This is a genomic window from Bifidobacterium animalis subsp. animalis ATCC 25527 (assembly GCF_000260715.1).
GTDB lineage: Bacteria > Actinomycetota > Actinomycetes > Actinomycetales > Bifidobacteriaceae > Bifidobacterium > Bifidobacterium animalis.
Genome location: NC_017834.1, coordinates 1,241,988 through 1,263,610 on the forward strand (window position 1 = coordinate 1,241,988; position 21,623 = coordinate 1,263,610).

The 21,623-nt window shown below is 61.0% G+C and carries 16 protein-coding genes, 2 tRNA genes and 1 pseudogene; 6 read left to right on the top strand and 13 right to left on the bottom strand.

Annotation, left to right across the window (positions count from 1 at the left end; genetic code table 11):
* Positions 1 to 119 precede the first annotated feature (119 nt).
* The 6 genes from BANAN_RS05275 (at position 120) to BANAN_RS05300 (ending at position 6,944) form a co-directional block, all read left to right on the top strand.
* Complete coding sequence (locus BANAN_RS05275) at positions 120 to 596, top strand: YraN family protein (RefSeq protein WP_014697889.1); 477 nt, start codon at positions 120 to 122, stop codon at positions 594 to 596.
* A complete protein-coding gene (locus tag BANAN_RS05280) occupies positions 596 to 2,128 on the top strand; it encodes a YifB family Mg chelatase-like AAA ATPase (RefSeq protein WP_014697890.1) in 1,533 nt (510 codons plus the stop codon). Before BANAN_RS05275 ends, BANAN_RS05280 begins: the two co-directional genes overlap by 1 nt.
* A gap of 33 nt (positions 2,129 to 2,161) precedes the next feature.
* A complete protein-coding gene (locus BANAN_RS05285; protein WP_014697891.1) occupies positions 2,162 to 3,307 on the top strand; it encodes a DNA-processing protein DprA in 1,146 nt (381 codons plus the stop codon).
* Between the two features lie 28 nt (positions 3,308 to 3,335).
* Entirely contained in the window at positions 3,336 to 5,195 is a 1,860-nt protein-coding gene (locus BANAN_RS05290; RefSeq protein ID WP_014697892.1) for an FAD-binding protein, read from the top strand.
* A 108-nt stretch (positions 5,196 to 5,303) separates the two neighbouring features.
* Complete coding sequence (locus tag BANAN_RS05295; RefSeq protein WP_014697893.1) at positions 5,304 to 6,260, top strand: succinate dehydrogenase/fumarate reductase iron-sulfur subunit; 957 nt, start codon at positions 5,304 to 5,306, stop codon at positions 6,258 to 6,260.
* A 12-nt stretch (positions 6,261 to 6,272) separates the two neighbouring features.
* A complete protein-coding gene (locus BANAN_RS05300; RefSeq protein WP_014697894.1) occupies positions 6,273 to 6,944 on the top strand; it encodes an O-methyltransferase in 672 nt (223 codons plus the stop codon).
* 62 nt (positions 6,945 to 7,006) lie between these two features.
* Here BANAN_RS05300 and BANAN_RS05305 read toward each other — a convergent pair whose 3' ends face one another.
* The 13 genes and pseudogenes from BANAN_RS05305 to pflB all read right to left on the bottom strand — a co-directional run bounded on the left by BANAN_RS05305 (position 7,007) and on the right by pflB (position 21,579).
* Positions 7,007 to 7,810 (bottom strand): LOG family protein, encoded by an 804-nt coding sequence (locus tag BANAN_RS05305; protein ID WP_014697895.1) that lies wholly within the window; start codon positions 7,808 to 7,810, stop codon positions 7,007 to 7,009.
* Positions 7,811 to 8,040: 230 nt separating this feature from the next.
* A pseudogene (gene nhaA / locus BANAN_RS05310) lies at positions 8,041 to 9,289 on the bottom strand (Na+/H+ antiporter NhaA); the annotation flags it as partial.
* An 85-nt stretch (positions 9,290 to 9,374) separates the two neighbouring features.
* Positions 9,375 to 10,595 (bottom strand): MalY/PatB family protein, encoded by a 1,221-nt coding sequence (locus BANAN_RS05315; RefSeq protein WP_014697897.1) that lies wholly within the window; start codon positions 10,593 to 10,595, stop codon positions 9,375 to 9,377.
* A 166-nt stretch (positions 10,596 to 10,761) separates the two neighbouring features.
* Positions 10,762 to 10,835, bottom strand: a tRNA-Arg gene (locus BANAN_RS05320).
* A 46-nt stretch (positions 10,836 to 10,881) separates the two neighbouring features.
* Positions 10,882 to 10,955 (bottom strand) — tRNA-Arg (locus BANAN_RS05325).
* A gap of 89 nt (positions 10,956 to 11,044) precedes the next feature.
* A complete protein-coding gene (clpX, locus tag BANAN_RS05330; RefSeq protein WP_014697898.1) occupies positions 11,045 to 12,373 on the bottom strand; it encodes an ATP-dependent Clp protease ATP-binding subunit ClpX in 1,329 nt (442 codons plus the stop codon).
* A gap of 101 nt (positions 12,374 to 12,474) precedes the next feature.
* A complete protein-coding gene (locus tag BANAN_RS05335; protein WP_014697899.1) occupies positions 12,475 to 13,176 on the bottom strand; it encodes an ATP-dependent Clp protease proteolytic subunit in 702 nt (233 codons plus the stop codon).
* A 2-nt stretch (positions 13,177 to 13,178) separates the two neighbouring features.
* The gene (locus BANAN_RS05340; protein ID WP_041777024.1) at positions 13,179 to 13,766 is read right to left on the bottom strand and encodes an ATP-dependent Clp protease proteolytic subunit; all 588 of its coding nucleotides are present in this window, start codon (positions 13,764 to 13,766) and stop codon (positions 13,179 to 13,181) included.
* A 125-nt stretch (positions 13,767 to 13,891) separates the two neighbouring features.
* Positions 13,892 to 15,289: a chloride channel protein gene (locus BANAN_RS05345; RefSeq protein ID WP_014697901.1), complete on the bottom strand. Its 1,398-nt coding sequence runs from the start codon at positions 15,287 to 15,289 to the stop codon at positions 13,892 to 13,894.
* A 74-nt stretch (positions 15,290 to 15,363) separates the two neighbouring features.
* Complete coding sequence (gene tig, locus BANAN_RS05350) at positions 15,364 to 16,749, bottom strand: trigger factor (RefSeq protein WP_014697902.1); 1,386 nt, start codon at positions 16,747 to 16,749, stop codon at positions 15,364 to 15,366.
* Positions 16,750 to 16,806: 57 nt separating this feature from the next.
* Positions 16,807 to 18,108, bottom strand: coding sequence for an HRDC domain-containing protein (locus tag BANAN_RS05355; RefSeq protein ID WP_014697903.1), 1,302 nt, complete (start codon positions 18,106 to 18,108; stop codon positions 16,807 to 16,809).
* Between the two features lie 100 nt (positions 18,109 to 18,208).
* Entirely contained in the window at positions 18,209 to 19,111 is a 903-nt protein-coding gene (gene pflA / locus BANAN_RS05360; RefSeq protein ID WP_014697904.1) for a pyruvate formate-lyase-activating protein, read from the bottom strand.
* Positions 19,112 to 19,200: 89 nt separating this feature from the next.
* On the bottom strand, positions 19,201 to 21,579 hold the full coding sequence (gene pflB, locus BANAN_RS05365) for a formate C-acetyltransferase (RefSeq protein WP_014697905.1): 2,379 nt from the start codon (positions 21,577 to 21,579) through the stop codon (positions 19,201 to 19,203).
* Between the last annotated feature and the right edge of the window lie 44 nt (positions 21,580 to 21,623).

A 21,623-nucleotide genomic window follows, 5' to 3' on the forward strand; every position in this document is an offset into this window, starting at 1 on the left:
GGACATCCCGAATGTGAATAACCGCTTGGGTGTCCACATTCGACACCAATGCAAGCCGGGTTATCCACAAATCTTCAAAGCCGGTTGCATGCGTGCCGCGATGTTGCTGGACTTGGAGCATGGACATTACATCACAGCACAACAGCACATCGCCGACACTGGCGACCATACCCACACAGACAGTCGTGGACGCGGATACCCTCGAGCAATGCAAGGCCATGCTCTTGGCCCCGGACCTCACCGCCCGGCAGATCGGCTCCCGGGGAGAGCGGCTTTGCCGGGCATGGCTGATCGAACATCATTGGCACGTGTTGGCCTGCAACTGGCACTGCCGGTTCGGTGAGATTGACATCATCGCGCTTACCTCGCACAGCACCATCGTATTCGTCGAGGTCAAGACGCGTAGATCCACATCATGCGGCATCCCCGAGGAGGCAGTGCATGCTGCCAAACAGATGCGTGTTCGTCGGGCCGCAATATGCTGGCTCGGTGAGCATGGATCGACCATACGCCACATCGGAGTGCGTTTCGATGTCATCGCCGTCACCGTCACACCCACCGACGTCTTCATTCATCATGTGCCGGAGGCGTTCTGATGGCTCTGGGAACAGCGTTGTCAGTCGGTCTGGTGGGGCTCAAGGCCTTCGTGATACAGTTGCAGGCATTCATCTCTCCTGGCCTGCCGTTCTTCTCCATCATCGGGCTGCCCGATGCGTCGCTGAGCGAGGCCAGAGAGCGCGTGAAATCGGCATGCACCGCAAGCGGCTTCAAATGGCCCCAGACCCGGGTGACCGTCAACATGTCGCCGGCCTCGATGCCCAAACGAGGTTCCTCACACGATCTCGCCATCGCCGCCAGTGTGCTCAGCGCCTCGGAATTCATAGAGCCCGACGCGTTGGACAACACTGTGCTACTCGGCGAGCTCAACCTCGATGGCACGGTGCTGCCCATCAACGGCCTGCTGCCAATCATGCTGCATATGAAGGAGCACGGCATGAACCGCGTCGTGGTTCCCCGTGCCAACCGCGATGAGGCTGAACTGGTTGACGGCTTGGATGTCATGTACGTCTCGCATCTGGGTGAACTCATCGAACTGTTCGGAGGTCGTGCCAACTACACGGTCCATGAGATTCATGTGGACGCCCGAAGACGCGACCTGCCGGAAGGCAATCTGCTGCCTGTCGGCGACATGAACGAAGTGGTGGGCCAGCACGACGCGAAGGAGGCGCTGAAGATCGCAGCAGCCGGAGGACACCATGTGCTCATGACCGGACCACCCGGCATGGGCAAAACCATGCTCGCCTCACGCTTCCCTGGCATACTCGCCCCGCTGAACCAACAACAGCAATTCGAAGTGGCATCCATTCGCTCGCTCTGCGGTCAGCTGGGCACCCACGGCATCGACAGCATGCCACCATTCGAGGCTCCGCACCACACCGCCTCCGTCGCCTCATTGGTGGGAGGAGGCACCGGTCTGGGAGAACCGGGATCGGTGACACGCGCCCACCATGGGGTGCTGTTCCTCGACGAGGCGCCTGAATTCGCGCCACGCGCGCTGCAATCGCTCAGGGAACCGTTGGAGGCCGGGTATATCGCCGTGTCACGGTCCAAGGGCATCACAATCTTCCCCGCGCAATTCCAGCTCATCATGGCGGCTAACCCATGCCCATGCGGCTACGGGTATGGCACCGGCGAACGCTGCACCTGCAGGGAACGCGACCGCATACGGTATTTCAGCCGACTCTCCGGCCCCATTCTCGACCGCGTCGACATGCAGCTGCAGGTGTGCCCCGTTTCCCACATAGGCTCCCGGCAATTACCGGAAGGCGACAGCAGCGAGCGCATCCGCCAACAGGTCATCGCTGCACGGGATATGGCGGTGGAGCGATTCCGACCATTCGGCTGGACAAGCAATGCCCAGGCTGCAGGGTCGTGGTTACGGGAGCACACCCCCCACCGTGTGCTCGCCGTGGTGAACCAGGCGCTCTCCTCCTATCAGATCAGTCTGCGAGGGGCCTACCGCGTGATGAAGCTCTCATGGACCATCTGCGATCTCGATGGACGTACAAGTCCGAACCTCGACGATGTCGACCGCGCGCTCTCGTTGCGCACCACTGAAGTCAACTGAACCTACTCGGCCCCACCTTGAAACGGAGAAGACATGACCGCCATCACCCATCAGACCACGTCACAATCACACGCGGCACCCGCACAACCCACGTTGAGCGCCAAGGCGCTGCTGCAGTCCGACGACGAAGCGCTCGCCCGCATGTTGCTGACCCACTGCAGCGAATGTGCCAATGCACTCATGACCTCGTTGCTGAAGGGATGCGACAGCGAACATCCAGGCGTGGAGGCACTGCGTGCGCTGCTCATGGTTGCATGCGCCGCCACCGAACAAGAACAGCGACGTGCACGCAACACCTTGGAATGCATGTTCATTCTGGGCACGGCACGCTGGGGCCGCAAGGCGCGCAGCGAAGGCGTGGCCTCCTTCCAGCTGGCCTCACAACGCTGGGTCGGCCGCCTGCTGCAGCTGCCGACCTTCGACCCGGATGCGCTATTCGCTCTGTTCACCGGACAAGGCGCCTATACCGTTGTCATTCCCGGTTCGCCCTACTGGCCAGAGTCGTTGGAGGACCTCGACGTGCGCTCTGATTGGGCGCCTCCACTTGCCTTGTGGGTGCAGGGCGACGCAATGGCCCTCACATCATGTGATCGCCCTGTGGCCGTAGTGGGTTCGCGTGGCATGAATGAATACGGGCGCCACGTTGCGAGAACCCTGGCCTGCCAGACGGCCATGAATGGCCATCTCGTCGTTTCCGGCGGTGCCATGGGCATCGATGCCGCGTCGCATTGGGGAGCGCTCGAGGCCATGAATCAGCTCGGAGCCAAAGTGGCCGGAAGAACCGTGGCGATATTCGCCGGCGGACTCGACCATTGTGGACCCACCACGAATATGCGGCTCTTCGAGCAGATCTGCGCCCAGCATGGGGCTTTGGTGTCGGAATGCACCCCGGGCACGATACCGGAGCCACGCCGGTTCCTGCTGCGCAATCGGCTGATCGCGGCACTGGCCTATTCGGTCGTGGTCGCACAGGCCCGGCTGCGCTCCGGAGCGCTCAATACGGCAGGCTGGGCGAACGAGATGAACCGCAGGCTCTTCGCAGTGCCGGGCGAGATCACGACACCCGCGCATGCTGGGTGCAACAGGCTCATCGCCGACCAGCAGGCGTCGTTGCTCTCCAGCACCTCGGATATCGAGCAACTGTGCCATGAGACCCATGCACCGAGCCTCAGACCATAAACGTCAGGCCCTATGGCAGAATCGAGGTATGAGTCCAACCAAGGTTGAAGACATGTATGATGCGGTGATCGTGGGTGCGGGCGGGGCCGGTCTGTCCGCAGCGCTGGGATTCTACCGCAGTCAGGAGGTCGCTGATCTCAGGGATCGGGGCATCGAGCCCAAGGTGTTGGTGATTTCCAAGTTGCAACCCCTGCGATCGCATACCGGATCCGCCGAAGGCGGCATAGCCGCCAGCCTCGGCGACATGGAACCCGACGAATGGCAATGGCATTACTACGACACCGTGAAAGGCGGCGATTGGCTCGTCGATCAGGATGCCGCCAAGTTGTTGGCCAAGGAGGCCGCCCGCACCGTACGTGACCTGGAGCATGACGGAGTCGCCTTCTCCCGTACCGAGGATGGAAGAATCGCCCAACGGCGTTTCGGAGGCCATACCGGCGACTTCGGCAAAGCCCCGGTCAAACGCGCCGCCTATGCCGCCGACCGGGTGGGCCACCAGATTCTGTTCGCCCTCTGGCAGCAATGCGTGGCACAGGGCGTTGCATTCGCTGAGGAATGGTACGTGACCGATCTTGTACTCAACGCCGATCATACGGCCAGCGAAGGTGTGGTCGCCTACGACGTCGCCACCGGCACGACCCATGCCATCGCCGCGCGCAACGTGCTCATGGCGACCGGCGGTGCCGGACGCCTGTTCCATACGACGTCGAATTCCCACGATCTCACTGGCGATGGCATGGCATTGGCCTTGCAGGCGGGCCTTGATCTTGAAGACACCGAGTTCCTGCAGTTCCATCCCACTGGCCTGGCGCACACCGGAATCCTTCTCTCGGAGGCCTCGCGGGCCGAAGGCGGCGTATTGCGCAATGCCATGGGCGAGGCGTTCATGGAACACTATGCGCCTGAACACAAGGACCTGGCCGCACGTGATGTGGTCTCAAGGGCCATTCGCAGCGAGGTCATGGCCGGGCGGGGCGTCGCCGACCCGAAGGATCCGGAAGCGCCCAAGGACTGTGTATGGCTCGATATGACCGGCATCGACGCCACACGAATGCATGAGGTGCTACCACAGGTGGTCGAAACGATCCGGGATTATGCCGGGCTCGATCCCGCCACGGACCTCGTGCCGGTCAAACCGACCGCGCATTACACGATGGGCGGCATTCCAATCACCGTCGATGGCGAAGTCTACATTCCCGCAGCCGACGGGCGACAGATTATAACGGGACTGTATGCGGCGGGCGAATGCTCGTGTGTCAGCGTGCACGGAGCCAATCGCCTTGGAGGAAACTCACTGCTCGACGCATGCCTGTTCGGCACTCGCGCCGGACGCTCCATCGCCACCCGAGTGGCGGCCGATCCGGTTGCCGCATCGGATGTGGAAGGTGACACGCACGCCCTTGCACAAGAACTCGTCGACGCGTCGAATCGACGCAAAGGCATCATCGACACACTGCTCGAATCCGCTGACTCTGCAGAGGAAACGCCGCAGAGCGACAACGCCTATGCGCTCATCGCCGATCTCGGCACCTTCATGGAAGCGCATGCAGCCGTGGCCACCGACGCCACCTTGCTCGACAAGGCAATGGCCGGATTGCGAAACGAGCTCATTCCACGTTCCGAACTACTGCATGCCCATGGCGATTCCAAAGTGTTCAACCAGGAGATCACCGCGATTCTCGAGGCGCGTCATCTCTGCGAGCTCGCGCTGGCCATGCTCGAGGCCACACGCGCCCGCGAGGAGTCCCGCGGCTCGCTCTATCGCAGCGATTTCCCCGAGCGTAACGATGCCGAATATCTCAGGCATTCATTCGTGAACCTCAACGGCGACGTCAGCTGGGCGCCGGTGAACATCGTGGACATCGAACCAGGCTCGCGCTCGTACTGATTCCAGCCGTGACTGGCGCAACCGTGAGAATGTTGCGCCGGTCACGGCTTTTGCATGTGCGCGCATATACAATATGAGACAGTATTCGACACTGTGGAAAGGCATTGCATGAGCTTCCCATCCCCCGTCATCCAAGCGACGGTGACATTGCGTGTGCACCGCTTCACCCCGCGCCCCGAACGGGAGCGCCGACATTCGTCGAGTCCGTTCGGCAGACGCGGCGGCTCGCCGTTCGCGGATTCCGCACGCGCCGGCAGGCCACGCGGCAAATCCTGGGTGCAGGAATACGAGTTGCTCGTGCGTCCCGAAGACACGTTGCTCGACTGTCTGCTCACCATCAAACGCGATATCGACCCGACACTGGCGTTCCGCTATTCCTGCGGCCACGGCATGTGCGGTTCGGATGCCGTCGCCGTCAACGGCACACCCACGTTGCTGTGCACGGCACAAGTGAAGGATTGGGTGCAGCGGCTACCCAACATCTCCTACCCCGACGACGAGGGATTCCGCCGTACCGGCGATGTCGACGACGCAAACGACGTCAACGCATTCGAGGAGGACCTCGCCCATCAGATCGACGAAGGGGATCATCTGGGTGTCATCGAACTCGCTGCACTTCCCGGCTTCCCGGTCAAGCGCGATCTTGTTGCCGACATCGATTCGATGCTTGAACAGATTCGCCGTCTCAAACCCTACCTCATTCACCACAATGCCATCAAGACCCGTGAGGACGGCAAGGTGGATGTGCTGGAGTATCTGCAGAATCCACAGGAACTGGCCAAATATGAGTTGCTCAGCAACTGCATCGCCTGCGGCGTGTGCGAAGGGGCATGTCCGGTCTATGCCGGTGGTGAGGCGTTCATCGGCCCGGCGGCGCTCATCAATCAGGCGCGATTCATCAACGATTCGCGCGACACTGCAACCGAGGAACGCCTTGAGGCCCTTGACACCGCCGATGGTGTGCAGGCATGCCAATCGGTGCGGGCATGCTCCAGGCAGTGCCCCCGCGGCATTGACGTGGGCGAGGAGATCTGGCAACTCATTGCGCAGGTGAAAGAGCGGTAAGGAAGAATGAATATGGACAGAACGTCATTCGAAAACCATGCGCGGGCATGGGATTGGATCGAGACCCGCGAATTCGCGCTTGAACCCGACCTGGTGCATGAGGCGCGCATGCTGATGCAGGAAGACAACGACCCTTCGGTCTCCGCATGCGAAGGGGCCATGCTCAGCATGTTCAAGACGATGTCCGGTGCATCGTCGGTCATTGTGATCGGCACCGGATCATTGGTACAGACGGCTCGAATCGCATGTTCACTCAATGACGACGACAAACTCACTGCCGTCGACTCCACACCTCAAGGTCATAGCCAGATCAAAAGACTCTTCCGCACCGCCGCCACGATGACCCGAGCCACGCTGCGCACCGTCAACGCAGATCCAACCCAATTCTTGTCGCGTCTCAACGGCGACGACTACGATCTCATCGTCGTATGCGGCGATGCCTCGAACTACCCTGCCGCCTACGAGCAGGCACCGCGATTGCTGCGCAGACATGGCGTGATCATTTTCACCGATGTGTTGGCCATGGAATCGCCGGATTCCAAAGGCGGTCTCACCAACCCGGCGGATCGCGGCGACAAGGCCGTGGCCATGCGTGAACTCATCGACGCCGTGACCGATGACGACCGCTTCATCTCCGCACTCTCCCAGACCGGCTGGGGTATGCTCATCGCCACATTGCAATAATTCGACATGGTGGAGTGGATCGGAATTGGATTCCCGTGATTCGCACCACCATGCCATATGGATCAGTGCGCACCGGTCTGCCTGGGAACCATGCTGGTGGCGACATCGACGGCCTCGTCGATGTCGTCGGTGATCGTCACCAGATCGGGATCGATGTTCGAGATCATGCCCCGTTCACGCACCGGCCCGTCAATCCAATCGAACAGCCCTCGCCAGTATGCGGAATCGAAGAGCACAATCGGCATTTTCGCCACCTTCTGAGTCTGTACCAACGTGAGCGCCTCGAAGGTCTCGTCCAACGTACCGAAGCCGCCGGGGCAAACAATCGCGCCGGACGAGTACTTCATGAACATCGTCTTGCGCACGAAGAAGTAGCGGAACGTCATGCCGAGGTTGATCCACTTGTTGAGTCCCTGTTCATGCGGCAATTCGATTCCCAGACCCACCGATTTGCCCCCGGCCTTGGCAGCACCCTTGTTCGCCGCTTCCATGATGCCCGGGCCGCCTCCCGTGATGACGGCAATGTCTCGCTCGGCGATCTTCGCGCCCATTGCGGCGGCGGCCTTGTAGTCCTTCGTATTGGGCTTGATGCGTGCGGAACCGAAAATACTCACGGCAGGACCGAGTTCGGCCAGCGATCCGAAGCCATCCACGAATTCGGCCTGAATGCGCAGTACGCGCCACGGGTCGCGATGCAGCCAATCCGTGTCGGAATCATTGCGCAGGAAGCGTTCTGAGGTGCTTTCGCTCGGAATCATCTTGCCGCGCAACAACACCGGCCCCTGCGAATAGGTCCGTCCGAGCGGTTCCTCCGCATGATTCATCATCTGGCCGCCGTTCGCATTCTCCTCATTGTTGGATTGCATACCACTCCTTCGGTTCTGTGGTGTATTTCCAACTGCGAGTGTAGCGAGTGCATACCCCAGCCATGTAACATGGCCACCTCAGCTGCGGGAGTCTTCTTCCTTGAGTTGCGCCAGATTCTGCTCGGCATCCCTACCCATGGTCTGGGAAACCACAACGGTGCCATCCCGGAGCGTGCGCGTGGCCTCAAGGGGGCGTTCCATCGTGGCCAAACGCTCCTCGACGGAGTCCATGCGGGCGAATCTGGCCGACTGCCGGCTCAGCAGCACCGCCGACACCGCAGCCGCCACTAGCGACCCCAGAAGCACGCCGAATCTGGCCTCCGCGGAAAGCTCAGTATTCGCATACGCCAGCGATGCGATGAGGAAGGAGACGGTGAAGCCAATGCCGCAGGCGATCGAAGCCGGGAACATGTCGCGCACGCGCAGTCCCTTAGGCATCGCAAACGGGCCGATGTGCGTGGACAGCCATGCGGTGGCCATGATGCCGAGCGGCTTGCCCACGAACAGCGCCACGATGATGGCGATGACCACCGGGGAGACCAGCAACATTGGGGTGATCGAATCGAAGTGCACACCAGTGGCGAAGAAGGCGAAGATGGGCAATGCCAGCAACGCCGAGAACGGCTGCAGCTTGTCGGCATACCGTTCGGCACGCGGCGAACGTTCGCCGTACATGGCACGTGCGGGCGTGAGCAATCCCACGAGCACGCCGGCCAATGTCGGGTGCACGCCGGCCTCGTACATCATCACCCAAGCCAGAATGCCTATGACGGCCACGCCGAACCATGGCACCTTCTTCATGCGCACTAGGAAGTACCAGGCGACCGCGCAGATTGCAATGCCCGCAAACCAGTACCAGGCGTTGAGCGACGAGAAGAACACGGCGATCAGGATGATCGCCAACAGATCGTCCACCGTGGCGAGCGTCATCAGGAAGGCACGGATCGAGCCAGGCAATGCCTTGGCGAACAGCGCGAGCACCGCCAGCGAGAATGCGATGTCCGTGGCCGTGGGAATCGCCCATCCGTGTGCTGTCTCGGCAAAACTGAACATCGAACCGTTCGCGATGATGAGGCTGCCCGGATCTCCGGCACCGAAGTTCGAGAACAGTGAGATGACGGCGACGAACAGCACCGGCGGCACCAACATGCCGCCCACCGCACAGAGCATCGGCACCGCGGCCGCGCGTACATTCGATAACGAGCCGGTGGTGAGCTCCTGACGCAGCTCGAGCCCGACGACCAGGAAGAAGATCGTCAGCAGGCCGTCCTGAGCCCAATGGCCCAAACCCATGTCAATATTGGTTCCCGGAATGCCCAGATGGAAATGCGAAAGCTCCTCGAACCAGTGGTAGGTCGCCGGCAGATTCGCCAGCACCAGACCGAGCAGCGCGAATCCGAGCATAATGAGACCCGATATGCGGTCGGATGTCGCCACTTTCCGAATCGATGCCCACACTCCACGCTGCCTGTTGCTCATGCCGTCCTCGCTGTACTCCTATGCCAATATCCAGCTATCCATTATGCCGCATTCACCCGCCATACGCCCAATGGGACGCCCCCGCTCATACACAATCCGCAAAATCCGCAGCCACGGGCGCCACTCCCAGCTTGCAGAGCGCTGCGTCGAGCTGCCTGCACATCCGTTCGATCACACGCATGGGGCAAGCGAGGTTGATGCGTTCGAAACCACTGCCCTCCCGGCCGAACAGATATCCTTCGTCGAAATAGAGCCTCGCCTGTTCGTGCATGAACGTCTCCAGCTCATCATTCGAAAGGCCCAGCCCGCGGCAATCCAGCCATGCCAGATAGGTTCCCTCCGGCTCGATGAGCCGTATGCCGTCGTGGGCGTCGGCGAAGGCACGCACAGTGTCGAGATTACGCCGCACGACCGCGAGCATCTCCTCAAACCAGTCCTCGCAGCGGGCATAGGCAGCCATGCATGCCACCATGCCCAGATGATTCACCGTGCTGCCGCCGGTTTTCGCCGCGGCGATGTCGAACTCCTGCTTCACCTTGGCATTGTGGAAGATCGCGTTCGAGCACAGCAGACCCGCCAGGTTGAATGATTTTGACGGTGCGGTGAACTCGATGAGATGGTCTGCATACCGCTCCCCCAACGTGCCGAACATCGTCACGGCGTACCCGGGGTGTTCCAGATCGCCATGGATCTCATCGCATAGAATCATCACATTGTTGGCCACGCAGATGTCGCCGAGCATACGCAGCTCCTCGGCCGTCCACACACGGCCCACCGGGTTGTGCGGATTGCACAGCATGATCGCCTTGCAGCGCGGGTCGGAGGCCTTGCGTTCCAGATCTTCGAAATCCATCGAATACCGACCGGTCTCCCCATCAAACAGCAGGGCGTTGTTGAGGATCTCCAGACCGTTGTTCATGGCCGCGTTCGTGAAGGGGTAGTACACAGGCCGCTGGATGATCACCGCGTCGCCCGGATGGGTGAACGCACGCAACGCCGTGTTCACCGCCGGCATCACGCCCGCCGAAAGCGAGATGAGCTTCGGATCGGCCTCAAGACCATGGCGGCGGCGCATCCAGTCGCATACGGCGGCCAAGTACTCGTCGGTGGCATAGTCATACCCGAATACATCGTTGCGAGCAGCATCCACGAGCGCCTCGACGACGGCCGGCGGCGTGACGAACTCCATATCCGCCACCGACAACGCCAGCACATCCTCATGACCGGCACCCAGCTCGGTCTCGATCATCTTCCATTTCACCGAAGTCGTGTCGTGCCGCTCTGGCCAGGTTTCGAAATCGTACATATTCCCTTTCCCTCCGTCGCTGCGGTCTGTTCTCCCATACGGTGGGTCAGCTTAACGTCGCCATGTTACGGCGGCAAGACCACAGTTCACGAATGGGTTACGGCCAGCATCGCGCCGCGTGCAATTGGAAAAGCCCTTGAGCGTATGCACGTTCAAGGGCTTGTTGTGCGCGAGACAGGATTCGAACCTGCGACCTGCTGATCCGTAGTCAGCTGCTCTAATCCGCTGGGCTACTCGCGCATGCTATCTGAATCGCACGCATTCGCACACAGTTCACATAGCCAAGTGCGCGAGACAGGATTCGAACCTGCGACCTGCTGATCCGTAGTCAGCTGCTCTAATCCGCTGGGCTACTCGCGCAATTGCTTGCTTCAGGCAACTCGACTAACATACAACGTTTCATGGTCAATCACAACTTCGGCGTGTCGAAATCGTGAAGATGGCAGCATTCACAGGGCATGGATCCCACGTCGCTGCTCGGGCCGGACCATCTGCGGAGGCACGCCTTCCGTCACACAATCGGCATTCACCACCACTTCGGTCACATCGTCCATGTTCGGCAATTCGAACATCGTCTCCTCGAGAATCGATTCGATGATCGAACGGAGCCCTCGGGCACCCACTCCCCGCTCCAGTGCGGTGCTGGCGATGGCTTCGACGGCGGCGTCGGTGAATGTGAGCGTGACCCCATCGACTGAGAACAGTTTCTGGTATTGCTTGAGCAGCGCGTTCGTGGGTTTGGTGAGCACGTCCTTCAGATCGTCCACCGTGAGTTCGCCCAGCGTGCACACCACCGGCAGGCGCCCTATGAATTCGGGCAGTAGGCCGAACTCCGCCAGATCTTCGGCATTCACCTGCCTGTATATCTCGTGTTCGTCAATCGGATTCACACGCCACGACGCCCCGAAACCGCTTTCATGCCGACCCAGCCTGCGCGAGACGATCTCGTCGAGCCCCACGAAGGCGCCTCCGCATATGAACAGGATGTCGCTGGTGTCGAGTTCCACCGTCTCGCCGTCCTTGTGCCTATGTGCGCCGTCAACTGGCACATGCACGAGCGTTCCTTCGAGAATCTTGAGCAATGCCTGCTGCACGCCCTCGCCGGAGACGTCGCGGGTCATCGACGTGTTGTCGCCGCTCTTGCGCGCGATCTTGTCTACCTCGTCGATGTAGACGATGCCGTATCGTGCACGGTCCACGTCGCCGTCGGCAGCCTGCAGTAGGCGTGACAGCACCATCTCGACGTCATCGCCCACATAGCCCGCCTCGGTGATGGAGGTGGCATCGACGATGATGAAGGGCACCTGCATCGCCTTTGCCAATGTCTGCGCCAGGTAGGTCTTGCCCACGCCGGTCGGTCCAAGCAATAGTATGTTCGACTTCGCCACACTCACCTCATCGAGCGGATCGAGAATCGAACGTGCCGAATCCGCAAGCCCGGACTGTTCGAACTGGCGGTGTGCGTTGGCGTCGTGACGTTCGATCTGCGCACGTTTGAAATGGTTGTAGACCGCCACGCTGAGGGTGCGCTTGGCGTCGTTCTGCCCGATCACGTATTGGTCGAGCACATCGCGAATCTGCGAGGGCTTCGGCAGCTTCAACACCTCGAGACGCGAGTCCTTGGCGTTCTCCTCGCTCAGGATCTGCACGCAGAGGCCAATGCATTCGTCGCAGATTGCCACGCCGGCACCGGCCACCAGACGGTGCACCTCATGCTCGCTTTTGCCGCAGAACGTGCAGCGCTGCACGCCGTCGTTATAGCTGACCACACGTCCCATCTTCACCCTCATTCCGCATGCATACAAAAACGGGCACGTGCACTGGGCACGCACCCGTCATTCTAGAACAGATCGCAGATTACCGTATTCGTCAGGCTGCGTCAGGAGCGATGCTCGAGCACCTCGTCGACGATGCCGTATTCCTTCGCCTCCGAGGCGGTGAGGAACGTGTCGACCTCGATGTCGCGGGAGATGCATTCACGGCTCTGGCCGGTATGCTTGGCAAGCGTGTTCTCGAGCCATTCGCGCATACGCATCATCTCCTTGGCCTGGATCTCGATGTCGGTGGCCTTGCCGAAGCCCTGGTCGATTGCAGGCTGGTGGATGAGCACGCGGGCGTTCGGCAGCATGAGACGCTTGCCCTTCGTGCCCGCCGCCAGAATGATCGCCGCCGCGGATGCCGCCTGGCCGAGGCACACGGTCTGCACATCGGGTTTGATGTACTGCATCGTGTCATAAATGGCAGTCATGGCCGTCATCGAACCGCCCGGCGAGTTGATGTACATCATCACGTCGCGATTCGGATCCATGCTCTCCAGCACGAGGAGCTGAGCCATGATGTCGTCGGCGGATGTGTCGTCCACCTGCACGCCCAGGAAGATGATGCGGTCGTCGAATAGACGGGTGTAGGGGTTCTGTGTCTTCATACCGTAAGGCGTGCGCTCAGTGAACTCCGGCACCACGTACCGGTTCTGTGCGGCCAGAGCTCGGTCACGCGCAGCCGCGGGCTGGAAACCGGCAATGCCTGCAGGGCCTGCGAGACGCTCGGACCTGGCGACGAACTGTGCTTCTTCGGATACCATGCTTACTCCTTATCGCTGTTCATCGTCTCGTGCGTGGAGACAAGCTTGTCCACGAAGCCGTACTCCAACGCCTCCTCGGCGGTGAACCAGTGGTCGTATTCATTGTCGCGGTAGATCTCCTCGATCGTGTGGCCGGTCTGTTCCGCGGTCAGCTCGCCGAGGGTCTTCTTCATGTCCATGATGAGTTCGGCGTTGATGCGCACGTCGGTGGTCGTGCCGCCGATGCCGCCGGACGGCTGGTGCATGAGCACGCGGGCGTGCGAAGTGAGGAAACGCTTGCCCTTCGTGCCCGAACTCAGCAGGAACTGGCCCATCGAAGCGCACATGCCGATGCCCACCGTGGTCACATCCGGCTCAATGAGCTGCATCGTGTCATAGATGGCCATGCCCGCGGTGATTGAGCCACCCGGCGAGTTGATGTACAGCCAGATGTCGCTCTTCGGATCTTCGGCGGCGAGCATGAGCATCTGCGCGCAGATGCGGTTCGCCATATCGTCTTTGACCTCCTCACCCAGCCAGATGATGCGGTCCTTGAGCAGTCGATTGAAAATCGGATCGGCCGGACCCGCCGGCATGTCTTCACCAGCCATGCGAGGGGACGTGATCAAATCACTCACGTTGTCTCCTTAATCTTTGCAGATTTTCCTATGTGTACAAACCAGCTCGCCCGGCAATCTATTCCCCGTCTGCCGAATACGGCGAACAGATTCGCACGTCAGCCGAGCACAGTCACCGGCCGGCGTTCCACCACACTCAGCGTCGCGTGCGAGGCAAGCAGGGAGATCATGGAAATAAACACCACCGGCACGAACAGGTTCATCGGCGCCTCGGTGAGCTCCATCACCAAACACATCGCCATGAGCGGAGCGTTCTGCGAGGCGGCGAGCAGAGCGCAGGCGCCGAGCAGCGCGTAGACGCCGATTGAGTTCGTGCCGGTCATCTGCATCCACAGGATCCCGAGGATGCATCCCATCGATGCGCCGAGTGCGATGCCCGGCGTGAGCACGCCGCCGGAGGCGCCCGCGCGAATCGTGAACAGGGTGATGAGCGCCTTGGCGGCGAATGACAGCAACAACAATGGGATCAGCGACATCGTCGGCGTGCCCGAGAATGCCAGCTGGGCGGTGGCGCGGCCGTTGCCCATCACCTGCGGAATCCAGATCGCCACGATGCCGGTCACTATACCGGCGAGCGGCAGCATCCATAGAATCGCATCACCGGGCGCCTTGTTCCTCTCGGACCACTGCGACCCTTTGCGGAACAACGCGCCGCAAACGCCCAGAATCACTCCGGCGGGTATGGCGAAGACCATGAGATCCCACGAGAAGTGCGCATCCACATGCCCGATCACATAGAACGTGTGCGTGCCTTTGACGAGGGTGGCCACCCAAGCCGCCAGCGTGGAGCAGAGGAATGAAAGGATCACGGTGCCGCCGCTGACGTCGACGAGCAGAATCTCCACGGCGAAGAACGCACCCGCAAGCGGGGCATTGTAGACACCGGCAAGACCGGCCCCAGCGGTCACGGCGACGATTGTGCGCATGTCGGTCGGATTCAGCCGCAGCATGCGTGCGCATCGCTGGGCGAGCATGGCGCCGAGCTCGCGCGGCGCCACCTCTCGGCCCACCGACAGACCGGTGCCGACGATGAAGATCTGCAGCAGCACATGGGCAACCGTCTGCCAGATAGGCATGAGTCTGCCTGCCACCGCCTGTTTGACCGACGGGACCGCCTTCGATTTCGTGCGCAGGGCCCACCATGCGATGGCAGCGACCAATGCGCCGCCGAACACCGATGCCGCACGCCTCCATGCCGGCGTCAGAAAGGGGCCGGGCAGTTCCGGATGCTCCACGAAGCCCAGGCACAGGTGTTCGATGGCATAGAGCAGCAATGTGAGCAGCCCCGCGCAGATACCTATGAGTGCGCCGAGCACCAGTGTGGAGATGAGCAACGAGAAGGCGCGGGAAACGACCGGCGGTCGGCCTTCACCGGTGGCATCGGCACGTGTGTTCGCCATCGTCGCGAAATCGTTGTCGAAATGTCCCTCGCCTTCCGTGCGTGGGGGCTGGGCGAAGGAGGAAGGGGGCGAATCTTGTTCACTGGGAGTAGGCATATCGGGGGTGCTCCAAAGACGTTCGGATATGGGAAGACCCCCGCCGAGGGCAGGGGTCTTAAAGGAAAATGAGATCACTCGGCGTCGGTGCTGTCGTCCGAGGTGAGGTTGTCGGCGACGGCGGCTGCTGCGGCTGCTGCGGCAACTGACTCATCCTCTTCGGCCTGCGCCTCGGCCTCTTCGGAACCGAGGAAGCCGCTCAGATCAAGCGGTTCGCCGTCAACGGTGAACTTCACCTGACGCATGCCGGCGAGCATGCCCTTGGAACGAGCCACCTCCTCGACGGCGGAGCCGATCTGGCCGTTACGCATGAGGGCCTGGATGAACATGTTCGGATCCATGCCGTACTGCTGGGCAATCGAGCCGAGGAAGTTGAACACGTCGGACTGGGAGACCTGCACGTCGAGCTTCTCGGCAAGGGCATCGAGCACCATCTGGTCCTTGAGCATCTTGTCGACGGCCTCCTCGGCCTCCTTCTTCTGATCGGAGGTCGCCTTGTCGGCCTCGACGCCCATCGACTTGAGCTGCTGCTCGACCATGTTGTTGCGCACACCCTTCGGCAGCGGAATGTCAAGGCCTTCCTCAAGGGTCTCGATGAACGCATCGCGTGCGATCGTGGCCTGACGACCCTCCGCATCGGCCTCGATGTTCTTGCGGATCTCGGCCTTGAGCTCGTCGAGTGTGTCGAACTCGGAGGCCTCCTGGGCGAAGTCGTCATCAAGCTCGGGAAGCTCCTCGGCCTTGACGGAGTTGACCTTGACTTTCACCTGGGCCTTCTCGCCCTCATGGTCGCCGCCTTCCAGCGTGCTTTCGAAGGTGGTCTCCTCACCGGCCGACAGGCCTTCGAGCGCCTCGTCGAGGCCGTCGAGCATGGTGCCCGAACCGATCTCGTAGCTCACGCCCTCCTGGGAGTCCACGGTCTCGCCGTCGATCTGTGCGGTCAGATCGATATTGGCGAAGTCGCCCTTCTGTGCCGGACGGTCGACACCCACGAGGGTGGCGAAACGCTGGCGGAGGGTCTCGAGGCGGTTGTTCACATCGTCATCGCTCACCTCGGCCTTGTCCACTGCAATCTCGAGGCCCTCGAGATTCGGCAGCTCGAACTCCGGACGACGCTCGACCGTGGCGGTGAACTTGAGCTTGATGTCGTCTGCGGCGCTCTGCGGCATCTCCACGACCTCGATCTGCGGCTGGTCCATCGGACGGATGTCCTTCTCGCCCAGAGCCTTGGCATACATATCCGGCAATGCCTTGTTCACGGCCTCACCCGCAACGGCACCGAAGCCGACGCGCTGGTCGACGAGCTTGCCTGGCACATGGCCCTTGCGGAAGCCCGGAACGGTGATCTGCTCGGCGATTTCCTTGCGAGCATCTTCGAGGTACGGATCGAACTCATCCTGGTCGACGGTGATGGTGAGCTTAGCCTTGGTCGGCTCAAGATTCCTTACGCTGATTTTCACGCTTGCGCTCCTGAAAGTTCTGTTCTATTGGTATATCAACTGCCCCTTGGGCAACCGTTACATGATAGCGCGGGTCAGCGACTCGCTGAGCAAGTCGACCTGCCATGGTCTGGCGCCTTGTTGCGCAAGGAATTGGGCCACATCACGACGATGTGGATGGTCCGTCCAGCATAGGTTGCGCAGGATCTGCGGCTTGAGCAGCACGTCGGGGGGAGTGCGGGTGTCCTGCGAGATCTGGTTCAGCACGGCCTTGCACCTCTGGAGCTGCCGGTACCGTTTGGGCTCATGGGTCTGCCAGAATTTCGCGGACCGTGGCGCATTCACCACATCCTCACCGTGTCCAGCCGCTTTGCCGGGAAGCTCGGGCAGCTCGTCGGAAGGCAGGTCCAGCGCCTCCTGGATTGTCCGTTTCCATAGCGACGGCTTGACTTTGCGCTGGATGGGCGCATAGCGTTCGAACATCTTGTCCTGCTCGTTGCCCAGATGCATGCGCACCCGTTCGTTGAGCGAGCGCACTGCACGGAACTGACTGGCATTGTGCGGCTTCCTCTGCGCCGCTTCGATGATTGCGGCATCCGCCAACAGCAGCGATGGCGAGATGTCATATTCGCGGGCGAGTCGGTCCCGTTCGGTCCATAGCGCCTTGGCCACGGCGAGTCCTCGACGGTCGCGTTGCAGCACATTGATATGCGAGATGCGCATCCATGGCACCGGATGCGGTTTGGGAGGCCGCAATCCCTCGTGCAGGGCATAATCGAACTCCTCCTGCGCCCATTCCCACTTGCCCTGCCGTTTCAGCTCATGCGTCATTGCCCGCTCGAGATCGGAGAGCAATTCGACGTCGAGTGCGGCATAGTTGCGCCAATCGCGAGGCAACGGGCGGTATGACCAATCGGCTGCCGAATGCTCCTTGGCCAGCGTGATGCCAAGGAAATGCGCCGTCACATAGGCAAGGCCGACCCGATGCAGCCCCAACAGCTTGGCGGCGATCTCGGTATCGAACAGCCGGCGCGGCTTCAGGCCGATCTGGGCGAATCCGGGGAGGTCCTGACGTGAATCGTGCAGAATCCATTCCGCGTCGCCCACAGCCTCATTGAACGCATTCCAATCCACACCCTGTTCATCGAGGGCGATCGGATCGAGCAGCGCTATCGGCGCACCGTCACGTTTGAATTGGATGAGCCAGTCCTCGTGGCCGTACCGGTACCCACTGGCCCTTTCGGCATCGGCGGCCAGTGGGGTGTTCACCGCTGTGTATTGTTCGCAGATGAGCTCGAAGCCAGCCAAGGTGTCGGTGACTTCGGGAACCCCTTCCTTCGGCTCGGTCTGCAGCACCGGTTCCTTGTTCACCGAATCCAACGCAGGTCCCTCCTGATGCACGGTTTGCCTTCAACCGTCAAATATAACGAATGCGCTGACACCGACGTCCGGGATCATGTGTCAGCGCATTCGCCGTCGCTTAGACGTAGACCGTGAAGCCGTGGCTCTCGAACTGCTGGCGCACGCGGTCGCGCAACGCCTGGGAAGGTCCCTTCTGGTCCTCCAACGGGTAAGGGATTCGCAGCTCATGCCACTTCGGGCGCCCGAGCTGGTGGAACGGCAGCACGTCTATATGCTCCACCGCGTCGCCGAAGCTCTCACAGATGCGGGCCACATTCTCCACGTTCTCCTCCGACGAGGTGAGCCCGGGAACCAGCACGAAACGCACCCAGATCTTCTTGCCCCGCCTGTTCAACCGCTGTCCGAAATCGATGGTGGGCTGGAGCACTCCCCCGGTCACCCGCTTGTAGGTCTCCTCGTCTCCGGACTTCACATCGAGCAGGCACAGATCGATGTCGTCGATCATTGCATCCGAATAGTTGGCGTTAAGGAAGCCTGAAGTGTCAAGGCAGGTGTGCACACCCATTTCCTTGGCCGCCCGGAACACCCGCGACACGAATGCCGGCTGCATCATGGACTCGCCGCCCGAGAAGGTGATGCCACCTTTCGTGGCTTCGAACAGGTCCTTGTACCGTTCGATCTTGGCCACCATGGCATCGAGGTACACCGGCTTGCCGTCGCGCATCTTCCAGGTGTCGGGGTTCTGGCAGTATTGGCAGCGCAGCGGACAGCCGCTCAGGAATACTGTCATGCGGGTGCCCGGGCCGTCCACCGACGTATTGATGTCCCAGGAATGCACAAAACCTATGTCGCCGGTTTTCAACGCATTGATGCGGTCACGCCGATCGAGTCCGATAGGCGATTCGAATCCCGACAGACCGCCCATGAGCGTCTGGCGCTGGTACTCCTTCGACGACTTGAGCATGTGCCGGGTCGTGGTGCGGAATGCGGATGCACTGTGATTCGACTCTGAATTCGACATGGCTACCTCCAGTATCACTATAGCCGAATGCAAAGGGGCGGGGCCGAAAAGCCCCGCCCCTACCGGCGAACAACTCGCCTCTGCGTGTCTCAGTCCTCGACCGCGCCCTGATGGAAGGTACGGGAGATGACGTCGAGCTGCTGTTCCTTCGTAAGCTTGACGAAGTTCACGGCGTAGCCGGAGACGCGCACGGTCAGGTGCGGGTACTTCTCCGGATGCTCCACGGCGTCTTCGAGCTGTTCCTTGCGCAGCACGTTGATATTCGCGTGGTACAGCCCATGGCCGTTGCCTGCGTCGAGGATGCCGACGAGGTTGCTGATGCGCTCGTCCTCATCGCGGCCCAAGCCGTCGGGAGTGATTGTGTTCGTCAACGAGATGCCGTCAAGGGCGTCGTTGTAATCGATCTTGCCCACCGAGAACATCGAGGGGAGCATGCCGTGGGAGTCCATGCCGTTCTCCGGGTTCGCACCCGGGGCGTACGGCGTTCCCTTGGCGTGGCCCGACGGGAAGGATCCGGTGTTCTTGCCATACTCGACGTTCGAGGTGATCGTGAGGATCGACTGCGTGGGAACGGCGCCACGATACACCGGCAGGCGCTTGACCTGGCCCATGACGGTGGACACGACCCACTTGGCAATGTTATCGGCACGATCGTCGTCGTTGCCGTAGAGAGGGAACTCGCCCTCGGTGCGGTAACCGACCACCAGATCGTCGTCCGCGCCTTCGACGTATTCGTACTCGTGACCCGGCATGTCCTTGGCGTCCTTGTTGTAGATCGGGTACACCTTGGCGTACTTGCATGCGGAAAGCGAATCGGCGGCGATCGACAGGCCGGACATGCCGCAACCCAAGGTGCGGTAGACCTCGCGGTCGTGCAGCGCCATCTCGATGGACTCGTACGCATACTTGTCATGCATGTAATGAATGATGTTCAGCGCTTCAACATAGGTCTCCGAAAGCCATTCGAGGGCCTTCTCATAGTTGGCCTTCACCTTCTCGTAATCGAGCGTGCCGTCAGCCTCGGGCTGGATCGGCTCGATGATGCCCTTGTCGATCACCTGCATGCCGGTCATCTCGTCACGGCCGCCGTTGATCGCGTAGAGCAGCGCCTTTGCGGAGTTCACGCGAGCCGCGAAGAACTGCATCTGCTTGCCCACGCGCATCGGGGAGACGCAGCATGCAATGGCTGCATCGTCACCCCAATGGTTGCGGATCTCCTTGTCGGATTCATACTGGATGGCCGAGGTGTCAATGGAGATCTGGGCGCAGAAACGCTTGTAGCCTTCCGGCAGCTTCGGATCCCAGAAAATCGTGATGTTCGGTTCGGGGCCCGGTCCCAAATGCTCGAGCGTGAGCGTGTTAAGCAGACGGAACGAGGTCTTGGTGACCATGGTGCGTCCATCGTCGCCGAAACCTGCATCCGACCAGGTCGCCCAGTAGGGGTCGCCCGAGAAGATCGAATCGTAGTCCTTGGTGCGCAGGAATCGCACGATGCGCAGCTTCATCACCAGATTGTCGATGATCTCCTGGGCGTCGGTCTCGGTGATCTTGCCTTCCTTGAGATCGCGCTCGAAGTAGATGTCGAAGAACGCGGACACGCGGCCGAAGCTCATCGCGGCACCGTCCTGGCTCTTGATGGAGGCGAGGTAGCCCATGTAGGTCCACTGCACGGCCTCACGCGCGTTCATGGCGGGACGCGCCAGATCGAGACCGTACTCCTTGCCCAGATTGATGAGCTTCTTCAGGGCCTTGATCTGCTCGTCGTGTTCCTCGCGGTAACGGATCCAGTGCTCGATCTCGGTCTCCGAGAAGTCGTTGCGGTACGGGATGGCGTCCTTGTCACGCTGCTTGAACTTGATCAGCGCATCCACGCCGTACAGGGCCACACGACGGTAGTCGCCGATGATGCGGCCGCGGCCGTAGGCATCCGGCAGGCCGGTGAGAATCTTGTTGTGGCGTGCGACTTTGATGTTCTTCGTATAGACGCCGAACACACCGTCGTTGTGCGTCTTGCGGTACTTGGTGAAGATCTTCTTGATCGCCGGGTCCGGCTCCTTGCCGGCCTCCTTGATGGCCTGCTCCACCATGCGCCAGCCGCCATTCGGCATCATGGCTCGCTTGCATGGCTCATCGGTCTGCAGGCCGACGATCACATTGTCGACCTCCGGGGAATCGATGTAGCCAGCCGGGAAGGCATCGACATCCGCCGGCGTGTGGGTGTCCACATCATAGACACGCTGCTTGCGCTCCACCGCCAGATAGTTGTCGTCGAGGTACTTCCACAGGTGCTTCGTCTTGTCGGTCGCATCCGCGAGGAACGATTCATCGCCCTCGTAAGGCGTGTAGTTCTTCTGAATGAAGTCGCGAACGTCGATGTCCTTCTCCCAATTGCCGGGAACGAATCCCTCCCAAGCCTGTTCCTTGATGGCTTCCGGGGACACCTCGGCCACGTTTTCGATTGCTGCCATTGCCACTCCTTCTGGGTGTAGCTTGTATACGACGCCACTTTGTG

What these genes read in the sequence shown, in the direction of transcription:
- BANAN_RS05275 (WP_014697889.1), top strand. Translation starts at nt 120, where the DNA reads ATGGACATTACATCACAGCACAACAGCACATCGCCGACACTGGCGACC.
- BANAN_RS05280 (WP_014697890.1), top strand. Translation starts at nt 596, where the DNA reads ATGGCTCTGGGAACAGCGTTGTCAGTCGGTCTGGTGGGGCTCAAGGCC.
- BANAN_RS05285 (WP_014697891.1), top strand. Translation starts at nt 2,162, where the DNA reads ATGACCGCCATCACCCATCAGACCACGTCACAATCACACGCGGCACCC.
- BANAN_RS05290 (WP_014697892.1), top strand. Translation starts at nt 3,336, where the DNA reads ATGAGTCCAACCAAGGTTGAAGACATGTATGATGCGGTGATCGTGGGT.
- BANAN_RS05295 (WP_014697893.1), top strand. Translation starts at nt 5,304, where the DNA reads ATGAGCTTCCCATCCCCCGTCATCCAAGCGACGGTGACATTGCGTGTG.
- BANAN_RS05300 (WP_014697894.1), top strand. Translation starts at nt 6,273, where the DNA reads ATGGACAGAACGTCATTCGAAAACCATGCGCGGGCATGGGATTGGATC.
- BANAN_RS05305 (WP_014697895.1), bottom strand. Translation starts at nt 7,810, where the DNA reads ATGCAATCCAACAATGAGGAGAATGCGAACGGCGGCCAGATGATGAAT.
- BANAN_RS05315 (WP_014697897.1), bottom strand. Translation starts at nt 10,595, where the DNA reads ATGTACGATTTCGAAACCTGGCCAGAGCGGCACGACACGACTTCGGTG.
- clpX (WP_014697898.1), bottom strand. Translation starts at nt 12,373, where the DNA reads ATGGGACGTGTGGTCAGCTATAACGACGGCGTGCAGCGCTGCACGTTC.
- BANAN_RS05335 (WP_014697899.1), bottom strand. Translation starts at nt 13,176, where the DNA reads ATGGTATCCGAAGAAGCACAGTTCGTCGCCAGGTCCGAGCGTCTCGCA.
- BANAN_RS05340 (WP_041777024.1), bottom strand. Translation starts at nt 13,766, where the DNA reads ATGGCTGGTGAAGACATGCCGGCGGGTCCGGCCGATCCGATTTTCAAT.
- BANAN_RS05345 (WP_014697901.1), bottom strand. Translation starts at nt 15,289, where the DNA reads ATGCCTACTCCCAGTGAACAAGATTCGCCCCCTTCCTCCTTCGCCCAG.
- pflA (WP_014697904.1), bottom strand. Translation starts at nt 19,111, where the DNA reads ATGTCGAATTCAGAGTCGAATCACAGTGCATCCGCATTCCGCACCACG.
- pflB (WP_014697905.1), bottom strand. Translation starts at nt 21,579, where the DNA reads ATGGCAGCAATCGAAAACGTGGCCGAGGTGTCCCCGGAAGCCATCAAG.